We start from the raw sequence: 25,475 nt of genomic DNA on the forward strand, positions 1-25,475 counted from the left end.
TTAACATTCCTCCATATTGCTACTTTGTTTTATGAGATTCATTTCCTTAATTTGAGCAATGCTGTTTTTAAAGCGTTTCTACAATTATATTGTCATTTGTAAACACACAAATATCAGCTGCAACTTTTAAACTTTCGTATGCCATTTCACTAGCAGAAAGTTGTGTTGCATGTCTTTTTAAAGCTCGACCTGCGCTAAGTGCGTAGTTACCACCTGACCCAATGGCAATTAAATCATCATCAGGTGCAATAACTTCACCTGTACCACTAACAATAAGTATGGCATCTTTATCCATTACGATAAGCATCGCCTCTAGTTGTCGTAATTGTTTATCTCCACGCCATTCTTGTGCTAGTTCAACAGCTGCGCGCTCTAAATTACCACTAAATTGCTGAAGTTTTGTTTCAAATTTTTCGAAAAGTGTGAAGGCATCAGCAACACTACCAGCAAAACCAGCCAATACTTTTCCTTCGTATAAACGTCTCACTTTTCTCGCAGTTTGTTTCATAATAACTTGTTGGCCTAATGTGACTTGACCATCACCAGCCATAGCTGCTTCACCATTATGGCGTACAGCGTAAATTGTTGTAGCGTGTAAAGAATTATCCATAAATTACTCTCCTTTTTTTGCTCGAGGATGTGCGTTTAAATACACCTTTCTCAATTGTTGATTCGAAACATGTGTATAACGTCCAGTGGTCGATAAATTGACGTGACCAAGTAAAGACTGTACAGTCCTTAAATCAGCACCTTGATTTAATAAATGTGTAGCAAAAGTATGTCTTAATTTATGAGGATGTATGTCATTGACCCCAGCGGTTCTTTTAACGACATCATTAAGTACATACCTTACTCCTCTTTCGGTGATAGGATCACCTTTCATATTTACAATTAAATAATCATGATTAGCTAATTGTTTAGGTTGAAATTCTTCTAAGTATCTTTCTATACTCTGTCTACAGAACTCTCCAAAAGGTATAAACCTTTCCTTATTTCCTTTACCTAAGACTTTTACACCAGGTAAGTTCATATCTATATCTTTTAATTTAATATTTATTAATTCAGACACACGTATTCCTGTTGCATATAACAATTCAATAATAACTTTGTCCCGTATGCCCTTTTTATTATCATGCTCTACAGTTTGAAAAAGTGCTTCCATTTCTTCTTCATAAAAGAATTGAGGTAAATACTTCTCTTTTTTAGGATGCACTAGTTGAACAAAGGGATTACTAATTGAATTATTTTGAGTCATCCAAAATTCATAGAAGGTACGTAACGTTGATATCTTTCTTGATACCGTAGTTCTTTTTAGTTGATTAGAATATAAAAAAGCCAAATAGTTTCTAGCATCTTTATATTCAAAAGTCTCAAGTTGTAAATGTTCTCTTTCTAAAAAGTTGTTAAATTGAACTAAGTCATCATGATAAGATTTTAACGTATACTCTGAAAAGTTTCTTTCAACCTTTAACATGTATAAAAATGTTTCTTGGATTTTATCCAAAATCAATCCCCTCCATCATATTGCATTGTAGCATATGTGTAAAAACGCATACAGTAATTTGATAATCAATTCAAAATCTTTAGAGAATTAATTCCATACTTTATATAAATTAGTCATAATTTTCTCTAACTCACTTGTTTTACTTAATTTACGTTAGTTTTAAACAATATTCATCACAAAAAAACCAGGTAGTTATCAACTACCTAGTTAACCTATTTGTAAATTACAGCGTTTGTTTGTAATTATCTAAATACTCTAACGCTCTTTTGGCTTGTGTTTCATATCTTTCTTTTTTATCTTTAATACGTTTTTCAAGAGATGGTAAAAGACCAAAATTGGCATTCATAGGTTGAAAGTTCTTCTCATTTTTTGCATGCGATATGTAGTAAGCCATACTACCTATCATTGTCTCCCTAGGGAAAATAACTTCCCCTTTACCTAAAATTTTATGCGCAAGATTAATACCTGCAACTAATCCACTAGCAGCACTTTCAACATAACCTTCAACGCCAGTCATTTGTCCAGCAAAATATAAATTATCATGTCCTTTTAATTCATATTTTTCGTTTAAAACATCAGGTGAATTAATAAAGGTATTTCGGTGCATCACACCATATCTTACAATATCAACATTTTCTAATCCTGGTATTAAACGAATGACTTCTTTTTGCGCACCCCATTTTAAATGTGTTTGAAAGCCAACAATATTATATAATGTTCCAGCTGCATCATCTTGTCTTAATTGAACAACTGCATAAGGGCGTTTCCCAGTCTTAGGATCTTCAAGTCCAACAGGTTTCATTGGACCAAATAACAAAGTTTTTCGTCCTCTTTCAGCCATGACTTCAAAAGGCATACAACCTTCAAAATATTTTTCTTTTTCAAATTCATTGACTGGTGCAACTTCAGCTTCTAATACTGCATCATAAAAACGATTAAATTCTTCTTCAGTCATAGGGCAATTAAGATACGCTGCTTCACCTTTGTCATAACGTGATTTTAAATATACTTTATCCATATTAATTGAATCTTTTTCTATTATTGGTGCGGCAGCATCGTAAAAATACAATTGATCTTTACCAGTAATATCAACAATTTCTTGAGCTAAATGCTCAGTAGTTAGAGGACCAGTTGCAATAATCGTATAACCTTCTGGTATATGATTAACTTCTTCATTTAACACAGTGATGTTTGGGTGGTTTCTTAAGGTATCTGTAATATAGCCAGCAAAATCATGTCTGTCCACTGCTAAAGCACCACCAGCTGGCACACGTGCTTTATCTGCTGATGTGATAATTAACGAGTCTAAATGTCTCATTTCCTCTTTAAGTACACCGACAGCATTTGTAAGTGCATTACCTCTCAATGAATTTGAACAAACCAATTCAGCAAATTTATCTGTATGGTGCGCTGGAGTCTGTTTAACTGGACGCATCTCAATTAAATTCACTTTAATTCCACGTTGAGCTAATTGATATGCAGCTTCAGAGCCAGCTAAACCAGCTCCTACAATATTTACTTTTTGAGTCATTTTGCCCCTCCTAAAATTACTCATCTATTTTTGAACTTCTTCTTCATAATCACAGTTGGAGCACACAACTTGACTACTTTTACCTTTTTTCTTATTCACAAGGTAATGATGACACTTAGGACAATCTCTTCCAACAGGCTTATCCCAAGAAATAAAATCACATTCCGGATATCTAGAACAACCATAGAAAATTCTATTTTTCTTTGATTTACGTTCTACGACATCTCCTTCATTACATTTTGGACACGTGACACCAATCGTTTTGACAATTGCTTTTGTGTTACGACAGTCTGGAAAGTTTGAACATGCCATAAACTTACCATATCTTCCCATTTTAATTACCATTGGAGAACCACAGACTTCACAATCTTCACCTGCTGGCTCGTCTTTAATCTCAATCTTTTCCATTTCAGATTCGGCGCGCTCAACATCTTGTTTAAAACTGTTGTAGAAATCTCCTATTACTTTACGCCAATTCATGTCACCTTCAGCAATTTTATCAAGTAATGTTTCCATGTTTACAGTGAATTCTACATCAATAATTTCTGGGAAGTATTCTTTAACTTGCTCATAAACAATTTCTCCTAATTCAGTTGGAATGAAGCGTTTACTTTCTAACTTGACGTAGTTCCGCTTTTGAATCGTATCAATAGTAGGAGCATATGTTGAAGGTCTTCCAATTTTAAGTTCCTCGAGTGTTTTAACTAAACGTGCCTCGGTATAACGAGGAGGAGGTTGTGTAAAGTGTTGTGCCGGTTCAATCTTTGTCGCAGTCACCTTATCTCCTTTATCAAGTTGAGGAAGCTTATTTTCTTTATCATTCTCTTTATCATCTTTTGCCTCTACATATAGTGTCATAAAACCTTTAAATTTAATAGTTTGACCATTAGCTCTAAATTTAATGTCGTTTTGAGTTACATCTAAAGCTACCGTATCCAAAATAGCTGGAGCCATCTGACTTGCTACAAATCTCTCCCAAATTAATTTGTATAGACGGTGTTGATCTCTAGTAAGAAAAGCTTTCATATCATCAGGAGTTCGCATTGTACTAGTAGGTCTAATAGCTTCGTGAGCATCTTGATCACCTTGTTTACCCGATGATTTACGCTGAGACACGTACTGTTCACCATATTTATCAGTAATATATTGCTGCGCTTCTGATTTTGCAGAAGTTGAGATACGAGTAGAATCAGTACGCATATACGTGATTAAACCTACTGTACCTTGACGCTTTAAGTCAATACCTTCATATAATTGTTGCGCTAGCATCATTGTCTTACGTGCTTTAAAATTTAATTTACGTGCAGCTTCTTGTTGTAAGGTTGATGTAGTAAATGGATGAGCAGGATAACGCGTTTTTTCTTTACGATTCACATTTGTGATTTCAAATTGATCACCATTTAATGCTTCAGTAATCTTTTGAACATCGTCTTTGTTATTTAGCTTATAAGGTTTATTTTTATAGTGTAGAAATTTAGCTGTAAACTTAGATTTCTTGTATCTAAATTCACCTTCAATAGACCAATACTCTTCAGGTTTAAAATTACGAATTTCATTTTCACGGTCAATGACTAAACGTAAAGCAACTGACTGAACTCTCCCAGCAGACAGCCCTTTTTTAACTTTCTTCCATAATACTGGAGAAATATTATAACCAACGAGTCTATCTAAAATACGACGTGCTTGTTGCGCGTCAACTAAATCCATTTCAATACCACGAGGATGCTTAAAACTATCTTTAACAGCATCTTTTGTAATTTCATTAAATACTACTCTATTTTCTTTGCTATCTTCTAATTCTAAAATTTTTGATAAATGCCAAGCAATCGCTTCACCTTCACGGTCAGGGTCACTAGCTAAAAATATCTTTTTGGCTTTTTTCGCATGTTTTTTTAAATCTTTAACTACAGGACCTTTGCCACGAATTGTAATATATTTTGGTTCATAGTTATCTTCAGTGTCGACACCCATTTGACTTCTTGGTAAGTCACGAACATGTCCCATTGAAGCAATAACTTTATATCTTTTGCCTAAATATTTTTCAATGGTTTTAGCTTTTGCAGGCGATTCAACAATGACTAAATTATCTGCCAAAGTTTATTCCCCCTTGCAAATTTAATTACTAAAGATAAATGATAAACGGTTATTTTTGTATTTGTCAACGTTTTAATTTTTAATTTCCAATTTTGTAAGAATTGTTATTATTTTTGATTCATTAAACTTTAACTAAATTAAAGGATATAAATAATTAATTCAGAAAGTAAATCTATCATTTACTAAAATAGATAATCAATTAAGATACTACTTTCATCTATAACAACTTGAGCACCTTCATTTATCCTTCGTAAATTGCCTTTAGTCATTTTGTTGAACATTGAACCAGGTAGAACATAAACATTTCTATTTTGCTCTAAAGCACAATCAATAGTAATTTGACTACCACTTCTTTCTTCAGCCTCAGTTATAAAAACCCCTCTAGACAGACCACTTATAAGTCTGTTTCTTTCAGGAAATTTATACTTATTTATAGGAGAAAATGGTGGATATTCACTTATCACTAAGCCATTTCTTTCAACTTTAGTTCTTAAATTTAAGGTTGCTTTAGGATAATGATAACAATGTCCAAATCCAAGTACGCCAATAGTTGGTAAAAAGTATTTAAGTGCGGTTTGATGTGCTACACTATCTGCGCCACGCGCTAATCCAGAAACAATCGCCATATTTAATTGTCTAAATGAAGGAAAAAGATAGTTTAAAGATTGACTTGTATATTGTGTGGCATTACGTGAGCCAATTACAGCTAGAGAGTGAGAATGATTAAAGAACTGTGGATTTCCTTTGTAGAATATCACATAAGGATAATCATACATTTCTTTGCAAAGAGAAGGGTAGTTATCATCGAAGTATGTCGTAAAACTAACATTTGCTTTTTTCATTTCTTTAATAATGTCCATCAGCTTTAATTTTTTGAAACGTTCATATTTGTTCCATAGTCTTTCAGAATTACGCTCTGTAAGCCATCTTTTTATCATGTCATGTTGATGAAATACGTTTTCTGATAGAAAGTCGGGATATTTACGTGTAAGATGATGAAGTTGTGCTGTAGTGAAATTTGCCCAATATAGTTTTAACATCGTATGTTGTATCAATTATCATTACTCCTTTGTTTATATTATACCTTCAAATCCAAATTTTTTAGTTTACTGTTTAAAGACATTTATTTTTTAAATATCATGTATTTGTAAGGAGTAATTTAATGATAAGGGTTTAACGTGTCATAGTATATTGTAAAATTGTCGAATTTCATGTTTCTACTATTATATATATCAATGTATCAAAAAAGATAACTAATTTTAAAATAAAACCATACTGATACTTAATTCGTTATTTTGATTTTTATTTAAATCAACCTACCTGGTTCCTCACCAAATTCTCTGCACTAGAATTTTCTGTTCCCATATTTATATTTTCAATTGAAATATCTATCAAAAATTAAACTATTCTTCTATTTAAGTATTCAACAAATGATGATACACCTATATGGGATGGAATACTTACCAACATATGTATATATCTTTGCTTCAATTATTTTACAATTTTCCACTCACATCATTGACACAAGGGATTTCCTATCCCTTATTTCTTTTCCATATATCACTAGCCTGCTATATCTGGGCTCAAAAACAATGTGCTACTTACAATTTCATTATGTATGTGCTAAACTGTTTGTGTCGGATGACATTAAAAAGCATCTCTTCGTGTTGAATATTTTGGTTGGCTGACCGATGTATATTCTAGCATGTAGAGATGCTTTTTTTAGATAAAGGTAAAACTTTTGTGAATCATACGCATAACGTATGGTGTTCTTTATACAAAAAAACAACGAACCTGAACAAGGTTTAATGTTCAAGGTTCGTTGAAATCAATACTAATATATATTATTTTTTAATAGTTAATAACTCTTCATAAATGCCTGCTTTTTTAGCTGCATCAATAAGGGTTGTTCCTATTTCAGAAGGTGTATCTGCAGTTTCAACACCACAATCGTTTAATGTTTTAATCTTTTCAGATGCTGTACCCTTACCTCCTGAAATAATAGCTCCAGCATGACCCATACGTTTACCTGGAGGCGCTGTCTGACCGCCGATAAAACCTACTACAGGTTTGTTCATATTTTCTTTAATCCATTGTGCCGCTTCTTCTTCTGCAGTACCACCAATTTCTCCAATCATTACTACGGCTTTAGTTTCAGAATCTTCATTGAATGCCTTTAAAACATCAATAAAGTTAGTCCCATTTACTGGATCACCGCCGATACCTACAGCAGTTGTTTGACCGATACCTTCTTCAGTTAATTGATGCACTGCCTCATACGTTAATGTACCAGAACGAGACACGACACCAACATGACCTTTTTTATGGATATATCCCGGCATAATACCAATTTTACACTCATCGGCAGTTATCACACCAGGACAGTTTGGTCCGACTAAACGTGTTTTACGACCTTGTAAATATCTTTTTACTTTAACCATATCAACAACAGGTATATGTTCAGTAATACAAATAACCATGTCTAAATCGGCATCAGCTGCTTCAATAATTGAATCAGCAGCGAATGGTGCTGGTACGTATACAACAGATACATTAGCTCCTGTTTCATTTTTAGCTTCTTCAACAGTGTTATATACTGGAACACCTTCTACAACTTGTCCACCTTTACCAGGCGTTACCCCTGCGACAATTTGTGTCCCATAATCAAGCATTTGTTTTGTATGGAAAAGGGCAGTAGACCCTGTGATACCTTGTACCATTACTTTCGTATTTTTATCAATAAATACACTCATCTTAGTGCTCCCATCCTTTCCTTATGCTTCTTTAACAAGTTTAACAATTTTTTGAGCACCTTCAGCCATAGTTGCCGCTGGCTCAATAGCTAAACCTGATTCGTTTAATATTGCTTTACCACGTTCTACATTAGTTCCTTCTAAACGAACAACTAATGGTAATGTTAGTTCAACTTCTTTAACCGCTGCTACAATACCTTCGGCAATAACATCACATTTCATAATTCCACCAAAAATATTTACAAAGATACCTTTAACATTGTCATCACCTAAAATAATTTTAAATGCTTCAGTTACCTTTTCTTTTGTAGCACCGCCACCTACATCTAAGAAGTTGGCTGGATTTCCACCAAAATGATTAATTGTATCCATTGTTGCCATTGCTAAACCTGCGCCATTAACCATACAACCAATATCTCCATCTAAAGCGATGTATGATAAATCATATTTAGAAGCTTCTATTTCCTTAGGATCTTCTTCTTCTAAATCTCGTAATTCTAAAATATCTTTATGTCTAAATAATGCATTATCATCAAAATTTAATTTAGCATCTAAAGCCAATACTTGACCGTCTCCAGTTGTAACAAGTGGGTTGATTTCAACAATAGAACAATCTTTTTCGATAAAGACATTATATAGTGCGAGTAAAAATTTAGTTGCTTTTCCAACTGATTCTTTTGGAATGTTAATATTAAAAGCGATACGTCGCGCTTGGTAAGGTGATAATCCTACTACTGGATCAATTGTTTCTTTGAAAATCTTTTCAGGTGTTTGAGCTGCAACCTCTTCAATTTCAGTTCCACCTTCTTCTGATGCCATCAAAGTCACTTTATCAGTAGCACGATCAATAACAAAACCAACATAATATTCTTTTTGGATATCGCATCCTTCTTCAATATATAAACGTTTAACCTCTTTGCCCTCTGGCCCAGTTTGATGTGTGACCAATTGTTTACCTAGCAGTTCATTTGCGTATGTTTCGACTTCAGATAATGATTTAGCAATTTTCACGCCGCCTGCTTTACCTCTACCCCCAGCGTGAATTTGCGCTTTAACCACATATACGTCTGAATTTAATTCTTTCGCTTTTTCCACTGCTTCTTCAGCAGTAAATGCTACTCGTCCCTCTGGAACTGCAACGCCCATTGAACGAAATATTTCTTTCCCTTGATACTCGTGGATATTCATCTTCCATCCTCCTGTTTCTTAGGTTAAGTTGCCCTTTAATTATAAAAAATGTAAGCGCTATTGTAAACTGATTGACAGTATTTATTACAATTTAAGCAAAATTCAAATTATTTCATCATTGATTTAATCGGTTCAAATGATTGACGATGTTCATTGATAAAGCCCACTCGATCAATAGCCTCTAAATGTTGCTTAGTTCCATAGCCAGCATTTTTATCAAAACCATAGTCTGGAAACTGTTTAGATAGTTGTCTCATATATTGATCACGATATTCTTTAGCCATGATACTTGCTGCTGCGATAGATACACTTTTAGCATCACCTTTAATAATTGAAGTTTGTGGGATATCAATATCTAGTGTCATTGCGTCTATTAATAAATGCGTAGGTGTAACATCTAAGTGATTTATAGCACGTAGCATTGCTAATTGAGTTGCCCGATAAATGTTCAATTCATCTATTTCAACTGAGGACGCTATGCCATATGCATATTGATAGACATTTTCTTTTAAATTTTGATTAAGTCGTGCTCTATTTTTGGGAGATACTTTTTTAGAGTCATCTAAACCAATATAATGATGATTCTTCTCTAAGATGACTGCACAAGCCACAACTGGTCCAGCCAAGGGCCCACGCCCTACCTCATCAATTCCACAAATTAATGCATCCCTATTAGATGACATAATATTGTTTTCGTATTGATTCATGGATAAATAGTGCTCTTCTAATGCTTGTTGCTTAAGAATATTTTTTTCCCTAGACTTAATCGCATTTATAACACCTTTACGTGAATCATTATTTGCTTCATGTTTATGTAACTCTTCCAACGTTTCAATTTGAGATAGTTTTTCTTTAATTTCTTTAATTGTTAGAGACATACTATCATTCACTCTTCATTTCTTTTAAAATATCAAAACAATAAGTTCCAATTTTGGCATTTCTCATATCATTGATAATCAACTCAATGACAGATTCATAATCTACTTCATTTCCTTTTTGTAACAATCCTCTTCTTCTTCCAATCGCATCAAACCAATCGAGTATCTCAGCGTCTTCATGTGTATCAATATTATAATGTTTCTTTAAAGCGGAAACATCATGCTTAATCATAAAATTCAAACCATAAATAGCTACCTCATCTAAATGCACAATACTATCCTTAATTGCACCAGTTAAACTTAATTTTTTACCGACCTCTTCATCTTCGAATTTAGGCCATAAAATACCTGGTGTATCAAGTAATTGAAGAGACTTCCCAACTTTAATCCATTGTTGCTGTTTTGTTACTCCTGGTTTATTTCCAGTTTCGGCGATACTACGTTTTGCTAACTTATTTATTAGTGTTGATTTTCCAACATTAGGAATGCCTAGAATCATAGCTCTTATCGCTCTAGGTTTTAAACCTTTAGCTTTTTCACGATCAAATTTTTCTTGAGTTGCTTTTATAGCTTCAACTTCAACATTTTTAAGATTCTTGCCATGTTTTGCATCTACAGCCACCGGATAAAAACCTTCATCTTTAAAATAAGTTTCCCACTTTTCTAATTCTTTTAAATTCGTCATATCTTTTTTATTTAAAATTACTACTCGAGGTTTTTGTTTAATGACATCATCAATCATAGGGTTTCTCGAACTGTATGGAATACGTGCATCGACGAGTTCAAAAACTACATCTACCTTTTTCAGTTGTTCACTAACTTGTCTTTTGGCTTTAGCCATATGACCTGGATACCATTGTATCGCCATGAGTCATCATCCTATTCTTATTATTTTCTTAAACTTTTATCTATAACTTCATAATTATACTTTATAATAGCTAACCCAACCACTTTAAGTTTAACATGTGCATCATTTGGGATAAAAACCATTCTTCAATTCATAACAAATCTACGATGACCATTTGTAAACTTATTCAAAACTATTAAAATCAATTAACTTTATTAAATTACATTAAATTTAATGTAAATAGATTTAAATAATGCCACTAATACTTTCATTCATTGCCACAATAACCTACAATTTGACTAAACTAAAAAATTTTCAGCTCAATATGATGCGTTTTAGGAGAAATAAATGAGAAGAAAAGCATGTTTCATTATATTATTAATTACATTATCATTAATTGGTCATAGTTATATTATTTTTCGTTTCCATCATGATGGTATTCTTTCAACTGGCCCAAATGATGGTATGGAACAGATGATTCCTATTCAAATGTATCTTTATCATCAATGGACTCAAGGAAACTTATTTTATTCAACACATTTGGGTCTTGGTGGAGATTTTTTCACTGACTTAAGTTATTATTTTTCAACAAATTTAATATTTATTTTAAATGTCCCTATCATCAAATTATGTGAAATATTCTTTTCATTGAACACTAATCAAATTCTTCTTTGGATGTACAATGCGCTAATTGTTTCAATTATTAAGGCAACTATTGCTCTGTTTTGCACTTATTTATTTAGTTATTATATTTCTAAAAATAAAATAATCAGTTTATTGATTTCATTTATTTTTGTTATGTCACCTTTGTACTTTAGATTTACAATTTACTGGCCATTCTTTAGTGATACTTTCATTTGGTTACCACTCTTATTATTAGGGATTGAACGTTTATTAAGGGATTTTAAAGTAGGTTTATTTATACTAACTGTAAGTCTAATTCTAATTAATAACTTTTATTTTGCATATTATTTCCTCATTATTGGTATAGGTTATACCTTGATTAGAATTATTTACAGACATCCTAAAGATAGTTTAACTCGTTGGCAAGCTTCTCTTACAATTATATGTAGTGCGCTACTCGCTTTAGGAAATAGTATGTTTGTGTTCTTTCATGGTGTTCAAAGTTTTCTTAATAATCGTCGACAATCATTTACAGGACAAGTAAATTGGATTGAACATTTAAGTAAAGACACTAATATATTTTTCGATAATTACTTGATTGTTGTGTTATTTTTATCTATTCAAGCTCTTTTGACAATCAAATTATATAAACATTTTTATTATAAATTATTTGCATTGTTATTATTGGCAACAATTATTTTTGCATTTCTCCCATTTGTTGACCAACTATTTAATGGGTTTTCAGCACCTCAAAAACGATGGCATTTTATCTTAGCCTTTAATAGTTCAATTTTAATTGGGTTATTTGTAAAGTATTTTAAAACAATTCGTCCAAAGACCTATATTTATACTAATCTGATAGCTCAAAGTGTCATCTACATAAGTTCAATTAGCTACCATACTTTTTTACCTTGGATCTCTTTAGTTCCAGTTGTGTCAGTGATTGGGCTATTAATTTTATTAATAAAAGAGAAAAAAGTACGTTATTATCTTACTTACATTTATAGTATTTCGATTGCTGCTCTCAGCCTTATGATTACTTTCGTATTCATAAAAAATCAAATTTTCTTTCAAGATCATATTAATCGTGCGAACAAGCGATACATTAATTCAAGTTTATATAGCTCGGCTATGCAAAGATCTTTAGTAAAAGAAATGAATCAAACTAAGAATGACGATCAACGAATAAATTGGCGTGTCGATGAACAAGATAATACCCCTATGTATCAAAATTTTAAAGGACTTAGTATTTACTCTAGTATATTTCATCACAATATTCTCGATTTCTATTACGATGCGTTAAAAATTAATTTAGCTGAAGAATCTGTCAGTCGATACCAGTCTACGAATGCTCGCCAAAATATCGAGAGTCTGTTTTCAGTAAAATATTTAATGATGAAAGACTCTCAAAATTTTATTCCATCTTATTTTAAAAAAGTTAAGTCACGCGGACAATATATTATTTATAAAAATCAACTTCTACTACCAAGTGTAAAAGTAACACAAAACATTTATAATCATAAAAGTTTAAAAAAGCCTATAGATAGGGAGCATGCAATGATTAATGGTGCTATTGTGACATCCAATGGTGAATCATACCACTCAAAAGTTAAAAATTTATTAGACCAAACACGTGTGTCAACACAAAATATAACACGATATTCAAACAATGAACTAACCGTTAATAAAGAGAGCGGAATAATCAAATTACATTTACCTAAGAATATAAGAGACAAATACAAAGATTTTTATCTCACTATGAATATTGAACGAGGTGAACCTGACAGTAATTACACAGTGAGCATCAATCAATATCATAATCATCGTCTATACAACGATTCTATATATCGCACGGGAATAAGCAAGGTGCTTTATCGATGTTTACCAGACAAAAATGGTGACATTACGATTCAATTATCACCAAATGGTAAGTTCAATTTGGAACTGTTAGAATTAAACGGTGAAAATTATGATACGCTAAAACAAGCACACCATCATGCTAACTTTAATATGTGTTATAAAGATATAAAAAACGGGGTAAAAGTTAACTTAGATCATCATTCTAAGGGACTTGCAGTTATTAATATTCCGTATCGTAAAGGTATGCGTGCATACGTGGATGACCGACAAGTCAATATCAAAAAGGTAAATTATATGATGACAGGTGTCCCAGTTAATAAAAATGATAAAACAATTGTGATTCAATATCGACCACCTTTTCTAAAAACGATGTTTTCTATCTCAATATTTAGTATAGTGTTGAGTATTGTATTCATTAGATTAAAGAATATAAGGAAAAGAAAGATGAGGACTCGCCATGATTAAAAATATATGGAATAAACCTATGAAACGTTTTACACTAATCGTTTTACTTAGTTGCATATTGTCATTTATTCTATATGACCCTTTTCTCTATCAATTTATAACTAAAGGTATTGTATTTAGTGGTAGTGGAGATGGCTTCAGACAAATGATGCCTTTTCAAATGTATCTTTATGAACACTTTACATCATTAAAAGGGTTTTATGATGCTTCATTTGGGTTGGGAGGCGACTATGTAAAATCACTGGCATATTATTATTCACTCTCTCCATTGATGTGGATTAACTTCTCCATGATATGGATATTGGAACAAACTATCAATGTGAATCCTCATGATATCAGCTTTTGGCCAATAAACCAATTAATCATGGCATATGTGCGCACTGTAATCACATTTATTTTTTCATTTTATTTATTTAATTATTTGCGACTTAAACCTGCACCATTGTTTATAGCAACTATATTATATGGTATGTCTACTGTAGTTACATATTATAATTTTACTTGGTCATTTTACGGCAATCTTTTAATTATGTTACCTATGTCAATTTGGGCTATAGAAAGATTCTTTAAAGAACGTAAAATAGGATGGTTTATTTTCGCGATTGCTTATACGTTATTCTCAAACTTTTATTTTAGTTACTATGAAGCAATTGTCATTGGTTTCTATTTTATTTATCGAGTCGCTATTCCTCATGAGACAGATATCGTGAATCGTTGGCAGAAATTTTACATACTCGTATGTGCCACTTTGTTAAGTGTATTAGTAAGTATTTACGGACTATATACTGGTGTATCTTCTTTTTTAGATAATGAAAGAGCGCAAAATCCTAATTTCAAAATTACTTTTTTCACAAATTTATTTGAAACCAATTATAATATTTTTGCTGATGGCTTTTACATTACAATTTCTTTTATTGCTATCATTGCATTATTTTGTTTTAAATTATATCAACACTATTATTATAAATTGTTCGCAATTGCAACTTGGATCTTACTCATCGGTTCTTTTTTTCAATGGTTCGATAGTGCATTTAACGGCTTTTCATTGCCCCAAAGACGTTGGGTTTACTTCTTAGCATTATCAACAAGTGTATTAATTGCATTGTTTATACAACATTTAAGTGAAATATCAATTAAAGAATATACCTTTGTTGCTATACCAGTATTCATATACGGTTTCGTATTTATCACACTGTCTGAAAGATCAGTAAAGTGGATGTTTGTTGCATTGATTTTAATCATAGTGTTGTTTATATTTATTAAATATAAATCGTTGTTAACCCGTACTTCAATGATGGTATTACTCGTTGTCTTATTTTTAGCTCAACAAGTCTTAATGACTAATGATTCTAGAAAAATTACTATCGAACCTTATCAAACGACTATCAAAACAATTAATGATTCAAGCTATAGAAGTCCTGTCCTAAATAAAAAAATTAAGTATATGCATCAAAGCTCTACAAATCCATTGAAAAGATTAGATTATTTTTCATACTATGCATTAAACTCACCTATGATATATCACTACAACGGAACATCATTGTATTCTAGTATTTTCGATGGAGATATATTGAAATACTATGACAAGACGTTACAAATTAATATGCCTGTAGATAAAAATAGTACTTATCGATATTTAAATAATCGTGCAAACTTAATGTCTCTTTGGGATGTTCAAGATCGATTACGACATCCTGATGATTTAAATATGCCTTATGGTTTTAAAAAGAAAGAACTTATAACTGATAAAAAAGATCAATGGATTCATTCTGTTAATACAATAAATTATCCTAGTGCACACGTTACTAATAAAATTTATGATCCAAAAACACTAAAATCTCCCCTTGATAGAGAGCAAGCTATGCTTAAAGGTGTCGTATTGAATCATAAATCCCAAGCCAATACTGATTTTAAACCTAATACTAATTTACTTTCTAATGCAAAACAAAACTTAAATCATGCGAATTGGATTGATAGTAAACATTTAAAAGTTAAACAGAATAATGGTGGCGTCACTCTCAATTTACCACGCAATATAGTTAAAAATTATAAAGATATGTATATTGAAATGGATGTTGAATTACTATCTCCTGACAAAGAACATAAAGTAGGAGTTAATGAATATTCACAAGAAAGAAACCGTTTATCATACAAATATCGTCGTTTTGTTTCGCCAGTGACGATGCGTGCTAAAGCTTCAAATCAACTTAACATCAAGATGTCAAAAGGAGTTTATCGTTTTAAAGTAAAAGGAATTTATGGTGAAAACTATCAAACATTAGAAAAAGCTTCTCAACAGCTCCAGCCAGTTAAAGTAAAAAAAGAAAGAAATGGTTTCACAATTATTAAAAAGAAAAAGGAACACGGTTATCTCGTCTTGCCAATGGTATATGCTAAAGGAATGCATGCAATGGCAAATGGAAAGCCTCTAAAGGTTCAACAAGGAAACGGTATTATGACTACTATTCCTGTAAAAGAGGGACAAACAAAGATAAAATTAAGTTATACCCCTCCTTATTTTTATTTATTAATCACTGTCAGTTGTATTGGAATCATTTTGAGCATTCTTTTCACTCATTACGTAAAAAGAAAATAAATTAATTATTAATGATTTTCATAACTAAATAGTTTTAATAAAATAAAAAAGCTTTCAAACTCTGATAAAACAGAAGTTTGAAAGCTTTATTTTCATTGTGGCACATCTTAAGCAATATGTTGAAATTGGCAACTATAGTGCTTATAGACTGGCCTTTTATAAATTGTCGAATATACTGATTAGCGAATTTCTTGAATTCTAGCAGCTTTACCACGTAAACTACGTAGGTAATATAATTTAGCACGACGTACTTTACCACGACGTTTAACTTCAATTTTTTCGATTTTAGGCGTGTGTAATGGGAAAGTTCTTTCCACACCTACACCAGAAGAAATTTTACGAACTGTGAAAGTTTCTGAAATTCCTCCACCACGGCGTTTAATTACAACACCTTCGAAAACTTGGATACGTTCGCGAGAACCTTCAACGATTCTTACGTGTACACGTAAAGTGTCTCCTGAACGGAAAGTGGGTAAATCAGTACGTAATTGTGATTTAGTTACTGCTTCGATTAACTTATGATTACTCATTATAAATTCTCTCCTTCAACCTATGTTCTTGCCTAGACAAAAGTATAGCAGCGGATCATAGTGATTATTAGTGTTTTTTCACACTTGAATTATAATAGCATAACGTTAATCATTTTTCAATTTCTTTTTATAGGTTTCTAAAATTTCTCTATCTTTTTCAGTTAATGGATATTGTTCTAATAAATCTGGTCGCTTTTCATAAGTACGAATGAGCTTTTGCTCATGTCTCCACTGATCAATGTGCGCATGATTGCCAGATAATAATACTTCAGGTACGCTCATATTTTTATATTCACGAGGACGTGTGTATTGAGGAAATTCTAACAATCCATCTGAAAATGAATCATCTTGATGTGATGCTTGATTACCTAAGACGCCTGGAATAAGCCTCACTATTGCATCCGTCATCGTCATTGCTGGTAACTCTCCACCAGTTAGGACATAATCACCCATTGATATTTCGTCAGTTACAAGATGCTTACGTATGCGCTCATCATATCCTTCATAGTGTCCGCAAATAAAGACAATATGTTTTGCTCCACTTAATTCTTGTGCAATCTCTTGAGTAAAGGGACGGCCTTGTGGACACATAAGTATCACTCGAGTATGTTCATTACGATTTATGTCTTCCATAGCATTAAAAACAGGTTCAGGCTTTAATACCATACCTTGGCCACCACCAAATGGGTAATCATCAACTTGATTATGCTTATTAATAGAATAATCTCGGAAATTGATAGTATTAACATTGATGATTCCCTTATCTTGCGCACGTTTTAGTATTGAGTGGTTTAAAACACCTTCAAACATTTCAGGAAATAGCGTTAAATAATCTATCTTCATTAATCTAACAATCCTTCCATCGGTGTAATTTTAATCGTTTTATTTTCTATATCAATATCCTTCACAACATCTTCAATATAAGGAATGAGATACTCTTTTTCACCTTTCACAATCCAAACGTCATTAGCACCTGTTTCAAAAATATTAATCACCCGGCCAATTGGCGTATCATCATCTTTAAAAACTGTACAACCAATTATATCCGAATAATAATATTCATGCTCTCCTAATTCTATATCTTGGTGATCACGTTCTTGATAAATATAATCACCTTTCAAATGTTCAATATCATTTATGTTGTTGATTCCTTCAAACCTTAACATGTGAAACCCTTTATGTATACGATAAGAATCGACCGTATAAACAATTTCAGTATTATTATGTTTTACAAGTAATTGTTCACCAGGTTGAAATCGTGTTTCAGTAAAATCAGAGTTGGATTTCACCTTTACTTCCCCTTTAATACCATGGGTATTGACTATTTGTCCAACCTCTACTTCCATATATGACCCTCCTTCTAAATAAAGTTTATTAAACTGAATCAAATATATATTAACACGTATGTATGTAACAAATAAATATGATTAAAAAAGGACGCCATATTGGCGTCCCACAAAAACATGAGCTAATTATTTAGCATTCTTTTGTTCATCAAATTTTTTCAAAATACCTTCTCTAGATAAGATATTGTGAACTGTATCAGTTGGTTTAGCACCGTCGTGTAACCATTTTAAAGCTAATTCTTCGTCGATTTTAACTTCTGGTGCATTAACGTGTGCTGGATTGTAAGTACCTAATTGCTCAATGATACGACCATCACGTGGTGAACGTGCATCTGCAACTACGATACGATAGAATGGGTTTCTTTTAGAACCTAAACGAGTTAAACGAATTTTAACTGCCATTTAAATTACTCTCCTTTATGTGTTTATTATTTTATTTTCTACAAGAATAAATAATAACAGTTACACAAATTTTTGTAAAGACTTTTTTCTTTACCAAAAGTAGATTTACGAAGTAAATCGTACTTTTGGTTATGCATGTGCTTTAGCTCAGGCGTTTCTGTTAATTTTGTTAACAATCCTTATTAAGGTTCAAAAAAATCAAGCATCGAAGACACTCTCAAGTTTTGATGCTTGATTTCATAAATTAAAACGGTAAGTTCATACCCTTTAACATATTTTGCATTTGGTTTCGTTTAGCTTTTTTACCTTTACCGCCACCAGTAAATTGTTTCATCATTTTCTTCATATCATTAAATTGTTTCATTAGTCGATTAACTTCTTGTAAAGATCGGCCGGATCCTTTTGCAATACGTTTTTTACGCGATACATTTAATGTTTCAGGGTTTGAACGTTCTTTAGGTGTCATAGATTGTATAATCGCTTTAATATGATCAATTTGTTTATCACTCATATTAAGCTTATCTAAACCTTTCATTTTATTCATACCAGGAATCATTTTCATTATATCATCTAAAGGACCTAAATTCTTAACTTGATCTAACTGTTCTAAGAAATCATCTAATGTAAATGATGACTCTCGCATCTTCTTCTCTAGATCTTTAGCCTTTTCTTGATCTACATCTTGTTGCGCTTTTTCAATGAGACTTAAAACATCACCCATACCTAAAATACGCGAAGCCATTCGTTCAGGGTGGAATAATTCTAAACCATCCAATTTCTCACTCATACCTACAAATTTAATAGGTTTTTGGGTAACGGAACGGATTGAAAGTGCTGCACCACCACGTGTATCACCATCTAATTTAGTCAATGTTACACCTGAAACATCTAATTGTTCATCAAATGATTGTGCCACATTCACAGCATCTTGACCTGTCATTGCATCAACAACAAGCATAATTTCATCTGGTTTAGAAATTTCTTTAACTTCTTGAAGCTCATTCATAAGTGTTTCATCAATATGCAAACGACCAGCTGTATCAATGATAACGAAATCTAGATGTTCTTCTTTAGCATGTTTTAAAGCATTTTCAACAATTTGTTGTGGTGATACTTGATCACCTTCACTATACACAGGGATATCAATTTGTTTACCTACTGTTTGTAATTGATCAATAGCAGCTGGACGATAAATATCTCCTGCCACAAGTAAAGGTTTCTTGTTATATTTTTTACGCATTAATAATGCCAACTTACCTGCTGTCGTCGTTTTACCTGCACCTTGTAAGCCTACCATCATAACAACAGTTGGTGGTTTGTTTGCCATCTTAATGGATGTATTTTCTCCACCCATTAAGCTAGTAAGTTCTTCTTGTACGATTTTAATAACCTGTTGGCCAGGTGTTAAAGATTGCATGACATCAGAACCTAGCGCACGTTCTGAAACAGTCTTAACAAATTCCTTAACAACTTTGAAGTTAACATCGGCTTCCAATAACGCTAATCTCACTTCACGCATCATCGTTTTAATGTCTGCTTCTGTTACTTTCCCTTTACCACGCATTTTTTGCATCGTGGCTTGTAAGCGATCGGATAATCCTTCAAATGCCATAACGTTTGCCCTCCTTTATTATAATGATCACTACTCTAATTCTTCTAATTGAGTGATATATTGTTTAAGCAACTCAGGTTGATTAAGTGATTGTTTCATTAAGTTATATAATTCACGACGTTTCTCGAATCTTTGGTATAGTCGTAATTTCGATTCATAATCTTCTACTAAATCGCCAGTTCTTCTTATATTATCATAAACTGCTTGTCTACTCACTTCAAATGTATCAGCAATTTCACTTAAAGAATAATCTTGTAAATAAAATAATTCGAGATAATTTTTTTGTTTATTTGTAAGCAAACTTTGATAAAAATCAAATAGATAATTCATACGCAATGTTTTAACTAAATCATTTTGTCCCATTTTAGTTACCTTCTTCAGATTCAACGGATGAATTTCTAGAGATTTCTTCAGGAATATCTTCATTTTGTTCTATCATATCAGCAAATAATCCATATACATAGCTTTCAGGATTAAACGGTTGTAAGTCATCCATTTTTTCACCTAAACCAACATATTTAACTGGAATGTGTAACTCATTTCGAATTGCTAATACAATACCCCCTTTAGCAGTACCGTCTAATTTAGTTAAAACTATACCTGAGACATTTGTAACTTCCTTAAATGAACGTGCTTGTGAAAGTGCATTTTGACCAGTTGTTGCATCTAAGCATAATAAAGCTTCATGGGGGGCATCAGGTATTGCTCGATTAATCACACGTTTCATTTTATCTAACTCTTGCATTAAATTAGATTTATTTTGCAAGCGTCCTGCAGTGTCACAAATTAAAATATCTACGTCTTTATTTTTTGCTGCATTAATCGCATCATATACTACTGCCGCAGGATCAGAACCTTCGTTTTGACTCACAACTTCAACGCCAACACGTTCTCCCCAGACGTTTAATTGTTGAATTGCTCCAGCTCTAAAGGTATCACCAGCAGCTAACATTACTTTTTTACCTTCTTGTTGATAACGATAAGCTAATTTACCAATTGTTGTTGTTTTGCCGACACCATTCACACCAACCATCAGTATGACATTTAAACGTCCATCTTCAATATTCATTGCTTCAGAATGATCGTCCTCTTGATGATAGATTTCTACAATCTTCTCAACTATAACCTCTCTTAAGTCTTCTGTTTCTTGTATATTACGTCTTTGTGCTTCTGTACGTAGCTCATCAGTTAATTTCATAACAGTATTAAAACCAACGTCCGCAGTAATAAGCATTTCTTCCAGAGCTTCGAAGAAATCTTCGTCAACTTTTCTATATCGAGCAATTAAATTATTTAACTGTTCTTGGAAGTTTTGACGTGATTTTTCCAAACCGGCCTTGAATTTTGCTCCAATTTTTTGAGCTTCTATTTCTTCAAAATCTTCAATCGATATCAAGCCATCTTCGTCAAAATCAGCTTCACTTAATTTTTTAGGTTTCTTTTTGGGTTTAACTTGTTCATCAGAATCATTCGGATCCATTGAATCTGAATCACTGTTAACATTTGAATCTACAGTTTCATCTAGGTCTTTTTGATTATCATCTTCATTTTTACTAGAAAATTTATCTTTCAGACGTTTAAAAAAACTCATGCTTGTTCCTCCTTCATAACCTCATCTATTGTATTTAGGTTGACGCTAACTAACTTAGAAACACCAGACTCTTGCATTGTTACACCATATAAACGATCAGAAAACTCCATCGTTCCCTTCCGGTGTGTAATTACAATGAATTGTGTTTCCGTAGATAATTCATTTAAATATTGAGCATATCGTATCACATTAGCTTCATCTAATGCCGCTTCTACTTCATCTAGTATAACAAAAGGTGCTGATCGAACTTTGAGAATGGCGAACAATAGCGCTATAGCACTTAAAGCACGTTCACCACCGCTTAATAATGAAAGATGTTGTAATTTCTTTCCTGGCGGTTGCACGATGATATCAACGCCAGCAGACAAATAGTCATCTTCAGTTAAACGAAGTTCTGCTTGTCCACCACCAAATAATTGCTTAAACACTGTCGTAAAATGATCTTGAACTGCATGAAATGTTGTTTTAAAACGTCCTTCTACTTCTTTATCCATTTCATGAATGATTTGTTCTAAGGTTTCTTTTGCTTCTCTTAAATCTGTTCGTTGCTCATTTAAAAATGTGTATCGCTCATTCAACTCTTCAAATTGTTCTATAGCATTTAAATTTACAGGACCTAATTCATCGATCGACATCTTCGTTAATTTTACTTTTTTACGCAAATTGTCAATAGTTTCATCAGAATCATATTCCATTCTTGCACGTTCTACTGTGAGTTGATATGTGTCATTTAAATGATCTATTGCATGATTGATTAATACATCTAGCTTTGATTGTTTTGCTTTAATATCTTGGTAATAATTTTCTATAGAAAGTATATCTTGATGACATTTTTGAAGCTGACTTTCATTTATTTCGATTTTCTCATTAAAATCTTTACGTTGCTGTTTAATCTCACTAAGTTGTTGATTTAAATTTTGTCTTACATTTTCTTGTTGCTGAATTTGCTCTTTCAACTTTTCAAAAGCATCTTCACCCATCATTTCATCTGAATTAAACAATTTGATTTTTTCATTTACTTCAAGTTTTTGACGTTCTGAATCGCTAAGTTGTTTATCTAAACGTTCGTGTACTTGCTTTTGCGATTTAATTCTCTCTTTAACAACAGCTAAATCAGATTGTTTTTGATGTAGTTGCTGTTGTGTTTGATGTGTCGAAGCTTTTCCCTCTTTTGATAATTGTGTATATCTTTCAATATCATTTTCTAGTTGCTTCAATTGTTGTTGTATCTCAGTTAAATGATTTTGCTTTTCTTTTAAAGTTTCTTTACTTTTATCACTTTGATATCCATCATTTTTTTCAAATTCGAACTCTTCATGTTCATTTTTAAGATGTGCTTCTTGTGTTTTTAGTCTATCTAGTTCTAATTCGTGATGATGTACTTGTTCTTTTAAATTGTTGTACTGCTGACTTGCACTAAAATATTGTTCACTTAATTGTTCAGCTTGTGTTTTTTGTTCTTTAAACTGACGTTCAAATTCTGCTGTTTGTCGTTGATAATCTTCAAGTTGATTTCGCATTGTTGATAATTCATCTTTTTGTGACAATATACTTTTTGTTTTACGTGCTCCTCCTCCTGTCATGGAACCACCAGGATTTACAACATCACCTTCTAAAGTTACTATTCTTGTCCGATATCGAATGGCACGTGCAAGTTCATTTGCATGTTTTAAATTTTCTACAATGATGGTATTACCTAATAAATTTTCAATGATGTTTTGATATTTAGCAGATACATTTATGGCATCAGATGCAATATTAATAAATCCTTGTGAACTACGAGCTACATCTTTAATCTCAGCAGCTACATGTCTTGGTTGAATCACGTTTAATGGTAAAAAAGTAGCACGACCTAAACCTCTTTGCTTCAAGTATTGGATTGCTTGACGACCGTCTTTTTCATTATCAACAATAATGTGCTGTAACGATGCACCTAAGGCGGTTTCAATTGCTTGTGTCATTTCTGAAGGAACGTTAATTACTTCTGCAACCGCACCATGAATCCCTCTTAGTTCTTTATCTTTTGCTTTCAAAATGTGCTTTACACCATTAAAGAAATACGTGTAATCTTCCTCTTGAGTAGCTAAACTATCAATTCTTGATTTTAACTTTTCATTATAACGATAGGCTTGATATAGTTTATTTTCATATTCAGAAAGAAGTCTTTTAGAATCTGTCAACTGTCGTTCTAATTGTTGAATATTTTGTTCTACTTTTTGCATAGATTTCTTAGAACTTTGATATGCCTTGTTTGTTTGAGTAATATTTTGTTGAATATCTTTAAGTTGATTGAAAGCCTCTACTAAACGCGAATCTAATCGTGATTTTTTTGCTTCATTTTCATTGATTGTATGTTCTAAAAATCTTATATCATTATTAACATCTGATTGTTCTGACATCAATGTATAATAACTATTTTTAATTTCTTCCAGTTTTTCGTCGTGTTGTTCATCAGATACATAAAGAAGTGACTCTAATTCTTGAACTTCCTTGTTTAATTGCTTTTGCTTATTTTTCAAATCGGCTAATAATTTTTCATTTTGAGCTTTTTCATTTTTAATAGAATCAATTTGTGATTCTAAATTATCTAATTCTTCCTCATATCTTGCATTTGTTTCTGATTGGTTTTTCTTTCGTTCTTCTAATACATTTAGCTTACCTGATAATTGCTCATAATTCTCAGTTGCTTTAACTAATTCATAATTTAACTTTTCAATGTCATAATCGTTTTGTTGGCGTTTACCTTTATATCGTTGTAGTAACTGATTGATTTGAGCTTGTTGACCTTCTTTCTCAGCCTGTTGACTCTTTAGGTGATTTAAACGCTCATCTAATCGTTGATTATCTTCGGTATAATGATCAATGTCAGATACTGTAACGATGACATCACTTTGCTCCATTTCTTTAGATAATTGCTTATATTCTTTAGCAATGGCCGCCTCTTCTTTTAACGGTTCCACTCGTCCCTCTAAATCATATAAGATATCTTCGACCCGATTAAGATTATATTCAGTATGGTCAAGTTTTTGAATCGATTCAGCTTTACGCTTTTTATATTTAAGTACTCCAGCAGATTCTTCAATAATTTGTCGACGATTGATTGGTTTTGCATTCAATATTTCATCTACTCGTCCTTGAGAAATAATACTAAATGCTTCCTTTCCAAGTCCTGAATCGAGAAATAAATCTATAATATCCTTTAACCGTGCACGATCATTATTTAAATAATATTCACTCTCACCACTTCGATAGAGACGGCGTGTGACAACTAATTCCTCAGAATCAATTTGTAATTTTTGTGAATGATTATCTAATTTAAGTTTTACTTCAGCAAAATTTTGAGCTTTTCTATGTTCAGCACCTGAAAAAATGATATCTTCCATTTTAGCACCACGTAGTGATTTGGCAGATTGTTCACCTAGTACCCATTTAATTGCATCAGTAATATTACTTTTACCACTTCCATTAGGACCAACAATAGCTGTCACACCTTTATCAAATTGAACATTGGTATGGTCGGCAAAAGATTTAAATCCTATGGCATCAATTGATTTTAAATAAACCATTGTATTCTCCTTATCACAGTCGTGTTGAGTTGATAAGCTTGGGGCTATATTAACAATTATTCAAAATTATCAATATAGATTGAAGCTT

19 protein-coding genes and 2 pseudogenes are annotated in these 25,475 nt (G+C 32.3%); 2 read left to right on the forward strand and 19 right to left on the reverse strand.

All coding sequences use genetic code 11. The features are described 5' to 3' along the window. Window positions 1-67: 67 nt before the first annotated feature. The 11 genes and pseudogenes from hslV to ylqF all read right to left on the reverse strand — a co-directional run bounded on the left by hslV (window position 68) and on the right by ylqF (window position 10,816). Window positions 68-610, reverse strand: a complete 543-nt coding sequence (gene hslV, locus HMPREF3058_RS08910; RefSeq protein WP_002446288.1) for an ATP-dependent protease subunit HslV — start codon at window positions 608-610, stop codon at window positions 68-70. Window positions 611-613: 3 nt separating this feature from the next. Further along, window positions 614-1,474, reverse strand: a complete 861-nt coding sequence (xerC, locus tag HMPREF3058_RS08915; RefSeq protein WP_371093967.1) for a tyrosine recombinase XerC — start codon at window positions 1,472-1,474, stop codon at window positions 614-616. A gap of 253 nt (window positions 1,475-1,727) precedes the next feature. Then, on the reverse strand, window positions 1,728-3,035 hold the full coding sequence (gene trmFO, locus HMPREF3058_RS08920) for an FADH(2)-oxidizing methylenetetrahydrofolate--tRNA-(uracil(54)-C(5))-methyltransferase TrmFO (protein ID WP_002491408.1): 1,308 nt from the start codon (window positions 3,033-3,035) through the stop codon (window positions 1,728-1,730). Between the two features lie 24 nt (window positions 3,036-3,059). Next, on the reverse strand, window positions 3,060-5,129 hold the full coding sequence (gene topA, locus HMPREF3058_RS08925) for a type I DNA topoisomerase (RefSeq protein WP_002446285.1): 2,070 nt from the start codon (window positions 5,127-5,129) through the stop codon (window positions 3,060-3,062). A 182-nt stretch (window positions 5,130-5,311) separates the two neighbouring features. Next, a complete protein-coding gene (gene dprA / locus HMPREF3058_RS08930) occupies window positions 5,312-6,184 on the reverse strand; it encodes a DNA-processing protein DprA (RefSeq protein ID WP_002491388.1) in 873 nt (290 codons plus the stop codon). A gap of 323 nt (window positions 6,185-6,507) precedes the next feature. Further along, window positions 6,508-6,608, reverse strand: a pseudogene (locus HMPREF3058_RS12505) (IS200/IS605 family transposase); the annotation flags it as partial. A 57-nt stretch (window positions 6,609-6,665) separates the two neighbouring features. Continuing rightward, window positions 6,666-6,777, reverse strand: a pseudogene (locus HMPREF3058_RS12510) (IS200/IS605 family transposase); the annotation flags it as partial. Between the two features lie 196 nt (window positions 6,778-6,973). Continuing rightward, window positions 6,974-7,882 carry a succinate--CoA ligase subunit alpha gene (gene sucD / locus HMPREF3058_RS08935; protein ID WP_002446283.1) on the reverse strand — a complete coding sequence of 303 codons (909 nt, stop codon included), beginning with the start codon at window positions 7,880-7,882 and terminating at the stop codon, window positions 6,974-6,976. A 21-nt stretch (window positions 7,883-7,903) separates the two neighbouring features. After that, on the reverse strand, window positions 7,904-9,070 hold the full coding sequence (gene sucC, locus HMPREF3058_RS08940) for an ADP-forming succinate--CoA ligase subunit beta (RefSeq protein WP_002439496.1): 1,167 nt from the start codon (window positions 9,068-9,070) through the stop codon (window positions 7,904-7,906). A gap of 107 nt (window positions 9,071-9,177) precedes the next feature. Then, on the reverse strand, window positions 9,178-9,948 hold the full coding sequence (locus tag HMPREF3058_RS08945; protein WP_002489955.1) for a ribonuclease HII: 771 nt from the start codon (window positions 9,946-9,948) through the stop codon (window positions 9,178-9,180). 4 nt (window positions 9,949-9,952) lie between these two features. Next, the gene (ylqF, locus tag HMPREF3058_RS08950) at window positions 9,953-10,816 is read right to left on the reverse strand and encodes a ribosome biogenesis GTPase YlqF (RefSeq protein ID WP_002491374.1); all 864 of its coding nucleotides are present in this window, start codon (window positions 10,814-10,816) and stop codon (window positions 9,953-9,955) included. A 327-nt stretch (window positions 10,817-11,143) separates the two neighbouring features. Between ylqF and HMPREF3058_RS08955 the strand changes: the two genes are divergently transcribed. Both HMPREF3058_RS08955 and HMPREF3058_RS08960 read left to right on the forward strand, forming a co-directional pair. After that, the gene (locus HMPREF3058_RS08955; protein ID WP_002491381.1) at window positions 11,144-13,744 is read left to right on the forward strand and encodes a YfhO family protein; all 2,601 of its coding nucleotides are present in this window, start codon (window positions 11,144-11,146) and stop codon (window positions 13,742-13,744) included. Beyond that, a complete protein-coding gene (locus HMPREF3058_RS08960; RefSeq protein ID WP_002491362.1) occupies window positions 13,737-16,340 on the forward strand; it encodes a YfhO family protein in 2,604 nt (867 codons plus the stop codon). The genes HMPREF3058_RS08955 and HMPREF3058_RS08960 overlap by 8 nt, the downstream gene beginning before the upstream one ends. Before the next feature lie 179 nt (window positions 16,341-16,519). On the opposite strand, the gene rplS is transcribed toward HMPREF3058_RS08960, so the two are convergent. From rplS to smc, 8 genes are all read right to left on the reverse strand, one after another. Next, entirely contained in the window at window positions 16,520-16,870 is a 351-nt protein-coding gene (gene rplS / locus HMPREF3058_RS08965; RefSeq protein WP_002436293.1) for a 50S ribosomal protein L19, read from the reverse strand. A gap of 105 nt (window positions 16,871-16,975) precedes the next feature. Next, on the reverse strand, window positions 16,976-17,713 hold the full coding sequence (trmD, locus tag HMPREF3058_RS08970) for a tRNA (guanosine(37)-N1)-methyltransferase TrmD (protein ID WP_002491394.1): 738 nt from the start codon (window positions 17,711-17,713) through the stop codon (window positions 16,976-16,978). Continuing rightward, window positions 17,713-18,216 carry a ribosome maturation factor RimM gene (rimM, locus tag HMPREF3058_RS08975; protein ID WP_002446276.1) on the reverse strand — a complete coding sequence of 168 codons (504 nt, stop codon included), beginning with the start codon at window positions 18,214-18,216 and terminating at the stop codon, window positions 17,713-17,715. Before rimM ends, trmD begins: the two co-directional genes overlap by 1 nt. Before the next feature lie 126 nt (window positions 18,217-18,342). Then, complete coding sequence (gene rpsP / locus HMPREF3058_RS08980) at window positions 18,343-18,618, reverse strand: 30S ribosomal protein S16 (RefSeq protein WP_002439483.1); 276 nt, start codon at window positions 18,616-18,618, stop codon at window positions 18,343-18,345. Window positions 18,619-18,862: 244 nt separating this feature from the next. Then, window positions 18,863-20,230: a signal recognition particle protein gene (gene ffh / locus HMPREF3058_RS08985; protein ID WP_002446275.1), complete on the reverse strand. Its 1,368-nt coding sequence runs from the start codon at window positions 20,228-20,230 to the stop codon at window positions 18,863-18,865. Between the two features lie 30 nt (window positions 20,231-20,260). Then, a complete protein-coding gene (locus tag HMPREF3058_RS08990) occupies window positions 20,261-20,593 on the reverse strand; it encodes a putative DNA-binding protein (protein WP_002457379.1) in 333 nt (110 codons plus the stop codon). 1 nt (window position 20,594) lies between these two features. Further along, complete coding sequence (gene ftsY, locus HMPREF3058_RS08995) at window positions 20,595-21,821, reverse strand: signal recognition particle-docking protein FtsY (RefSeq protein ID WP_002491391.1); 1,227 nt, start codon at window positions 21,819-21,821, stop codon at window positions 20,595-20,597. After that, a complete protein-coding gene (gene smc / locus HMPREF3058_RS09000; RefSeq protein WP_002499370.1) occupies window positions 21,818-25,387 on the reverse strand; it encodes a chromosome segregation protein SMC in 3,570 nt (1,189 codons plus the stop codon). Before smc ends, ftsY begins: the two co-directional genes overlap by 4 nt. Window positions 25,388-25,475: the final 88 nt, after the last annotated feature.

This window comes from Staphylococcus sp. HMSC068G11 (assembly GCF_001815825.1).
GTDB lineage: Bacteria > Bacillota > Bacilli > Staphylococcales > Staphylococcaceae > Staphylococcus > Staphylococcus epidermidis.

Bases quoted from the DNA above. Each gene is read 5' to 3' on its own strand.
- rplS (WP_002436293.1), bottom strand. From the start codon at position 16,870: ATGAGTAATCATAAGTTAATCGAAGCAGTAACTAAATCACAATTACGT.
- HMPREF3058_RS08990 (WP_002457379.1), bottom strand. From the start codon at position 20,593: ATGGGACAAAATGATTTAGTTAAAACATTGCGTATGAATTATCTATTT.
- trmFO (WP_002491408.1), bottom strand. From the start codon at position 3,035: ATGACTCAAAAAGTAAATATTGTAGGAGCTGGTTTAGCTGGCTCTGAA.
- sucD (WP_002446283.1), bottom strand. From the start codon at position 7,882: ATGAGTGTATTTATTGATAAAAATACGAAAGTAATGGTACAAGGTATC.
- hslV (WP_002446288.1), bottom strand. From the start codon at position 610: ATGGATAATTCTTTACACGCTACAACAATTTACGCTGTACGCCATAAT.
- HMPREF3058_RS08960 (WP_002491362.1), top strand. From the start codon at position 13,737: ATGATTAAAAATATATGGAATAAACCTATGAAACGTTTTACACTAATC.
- rimM (WP_002446276.1), bottom strand. From the start codon at position 18,216: ATGGAAGTAGAGGTTGGACAAATAGTCAATACCCATGGTATTAAAGGG.
- HMPREF3058_RS08955 (WP_002491381.1), top strand. From the start codon at position 11,144: ATGAGAAGAAAAGCATGTTTCATTATATTATTAATTACATTATCATTA.
- HMPREF3058_RS08945 (WP_002489955.1), bottom strand. From the start codon at position 9,948: ATGTCTCTAACAATTAAAGAAATTAAAGAAAAACTATCTCAAATTGAA.
- ftsY (WP_002491391.1), bottom strand. From the start codon at position 21,821: ATGAGTTTTTTTAAACGTCTGAAAGATAAATTTTCTAGTAAAAATGAA.
- ylqF (WP_002491374.1), bottom strand. From the start codon at position 10,816: ATGGCGATACAATGGTATCCAGGTCATATGGCTAAAGCCAAAAGACAA.
- trmD (WP_002491394.1), bottom strand. From the start codon at position 17,713: ATGAAGATAGATTATTTAACGCTATTTCCTGAAATGTTTGAAGGTGTT.
- rpsP (WP_002439483.1), bottom strand. From the start codon at position 18,618: ATGGCAGTTAAAATTCGTTTAACTCGTTTAGGTTCTAAAAGAAACCCA.
- sucC (WP_002439496.1), bottom strand. From the start codon at position 9,070: ATGAATATCCACGAGTATCAAGGGAAAGAAATATTTCGTTCAATGGGC.
- xerC (WP_371093967.1), bottom strand. From the start codon at position 1,474: ATGTTAAAGGTTGAAAGAAACTTTTCAGAGTATACGTTAAAATCTTAT.
- ffh (WP_002446275.1), bottom strand. From the start codon at position 20,230: ATGGCATTTGAAGGATTATCCGATCGCTTACAAGCCACGATGCAAAAA.
- smc (WP_002499370.1), bottom strand. From the start codon at position 25,387: ATGGTTTATTTAAAATCAATTGATGCCATAGGATTTAAATCTTTTGCC.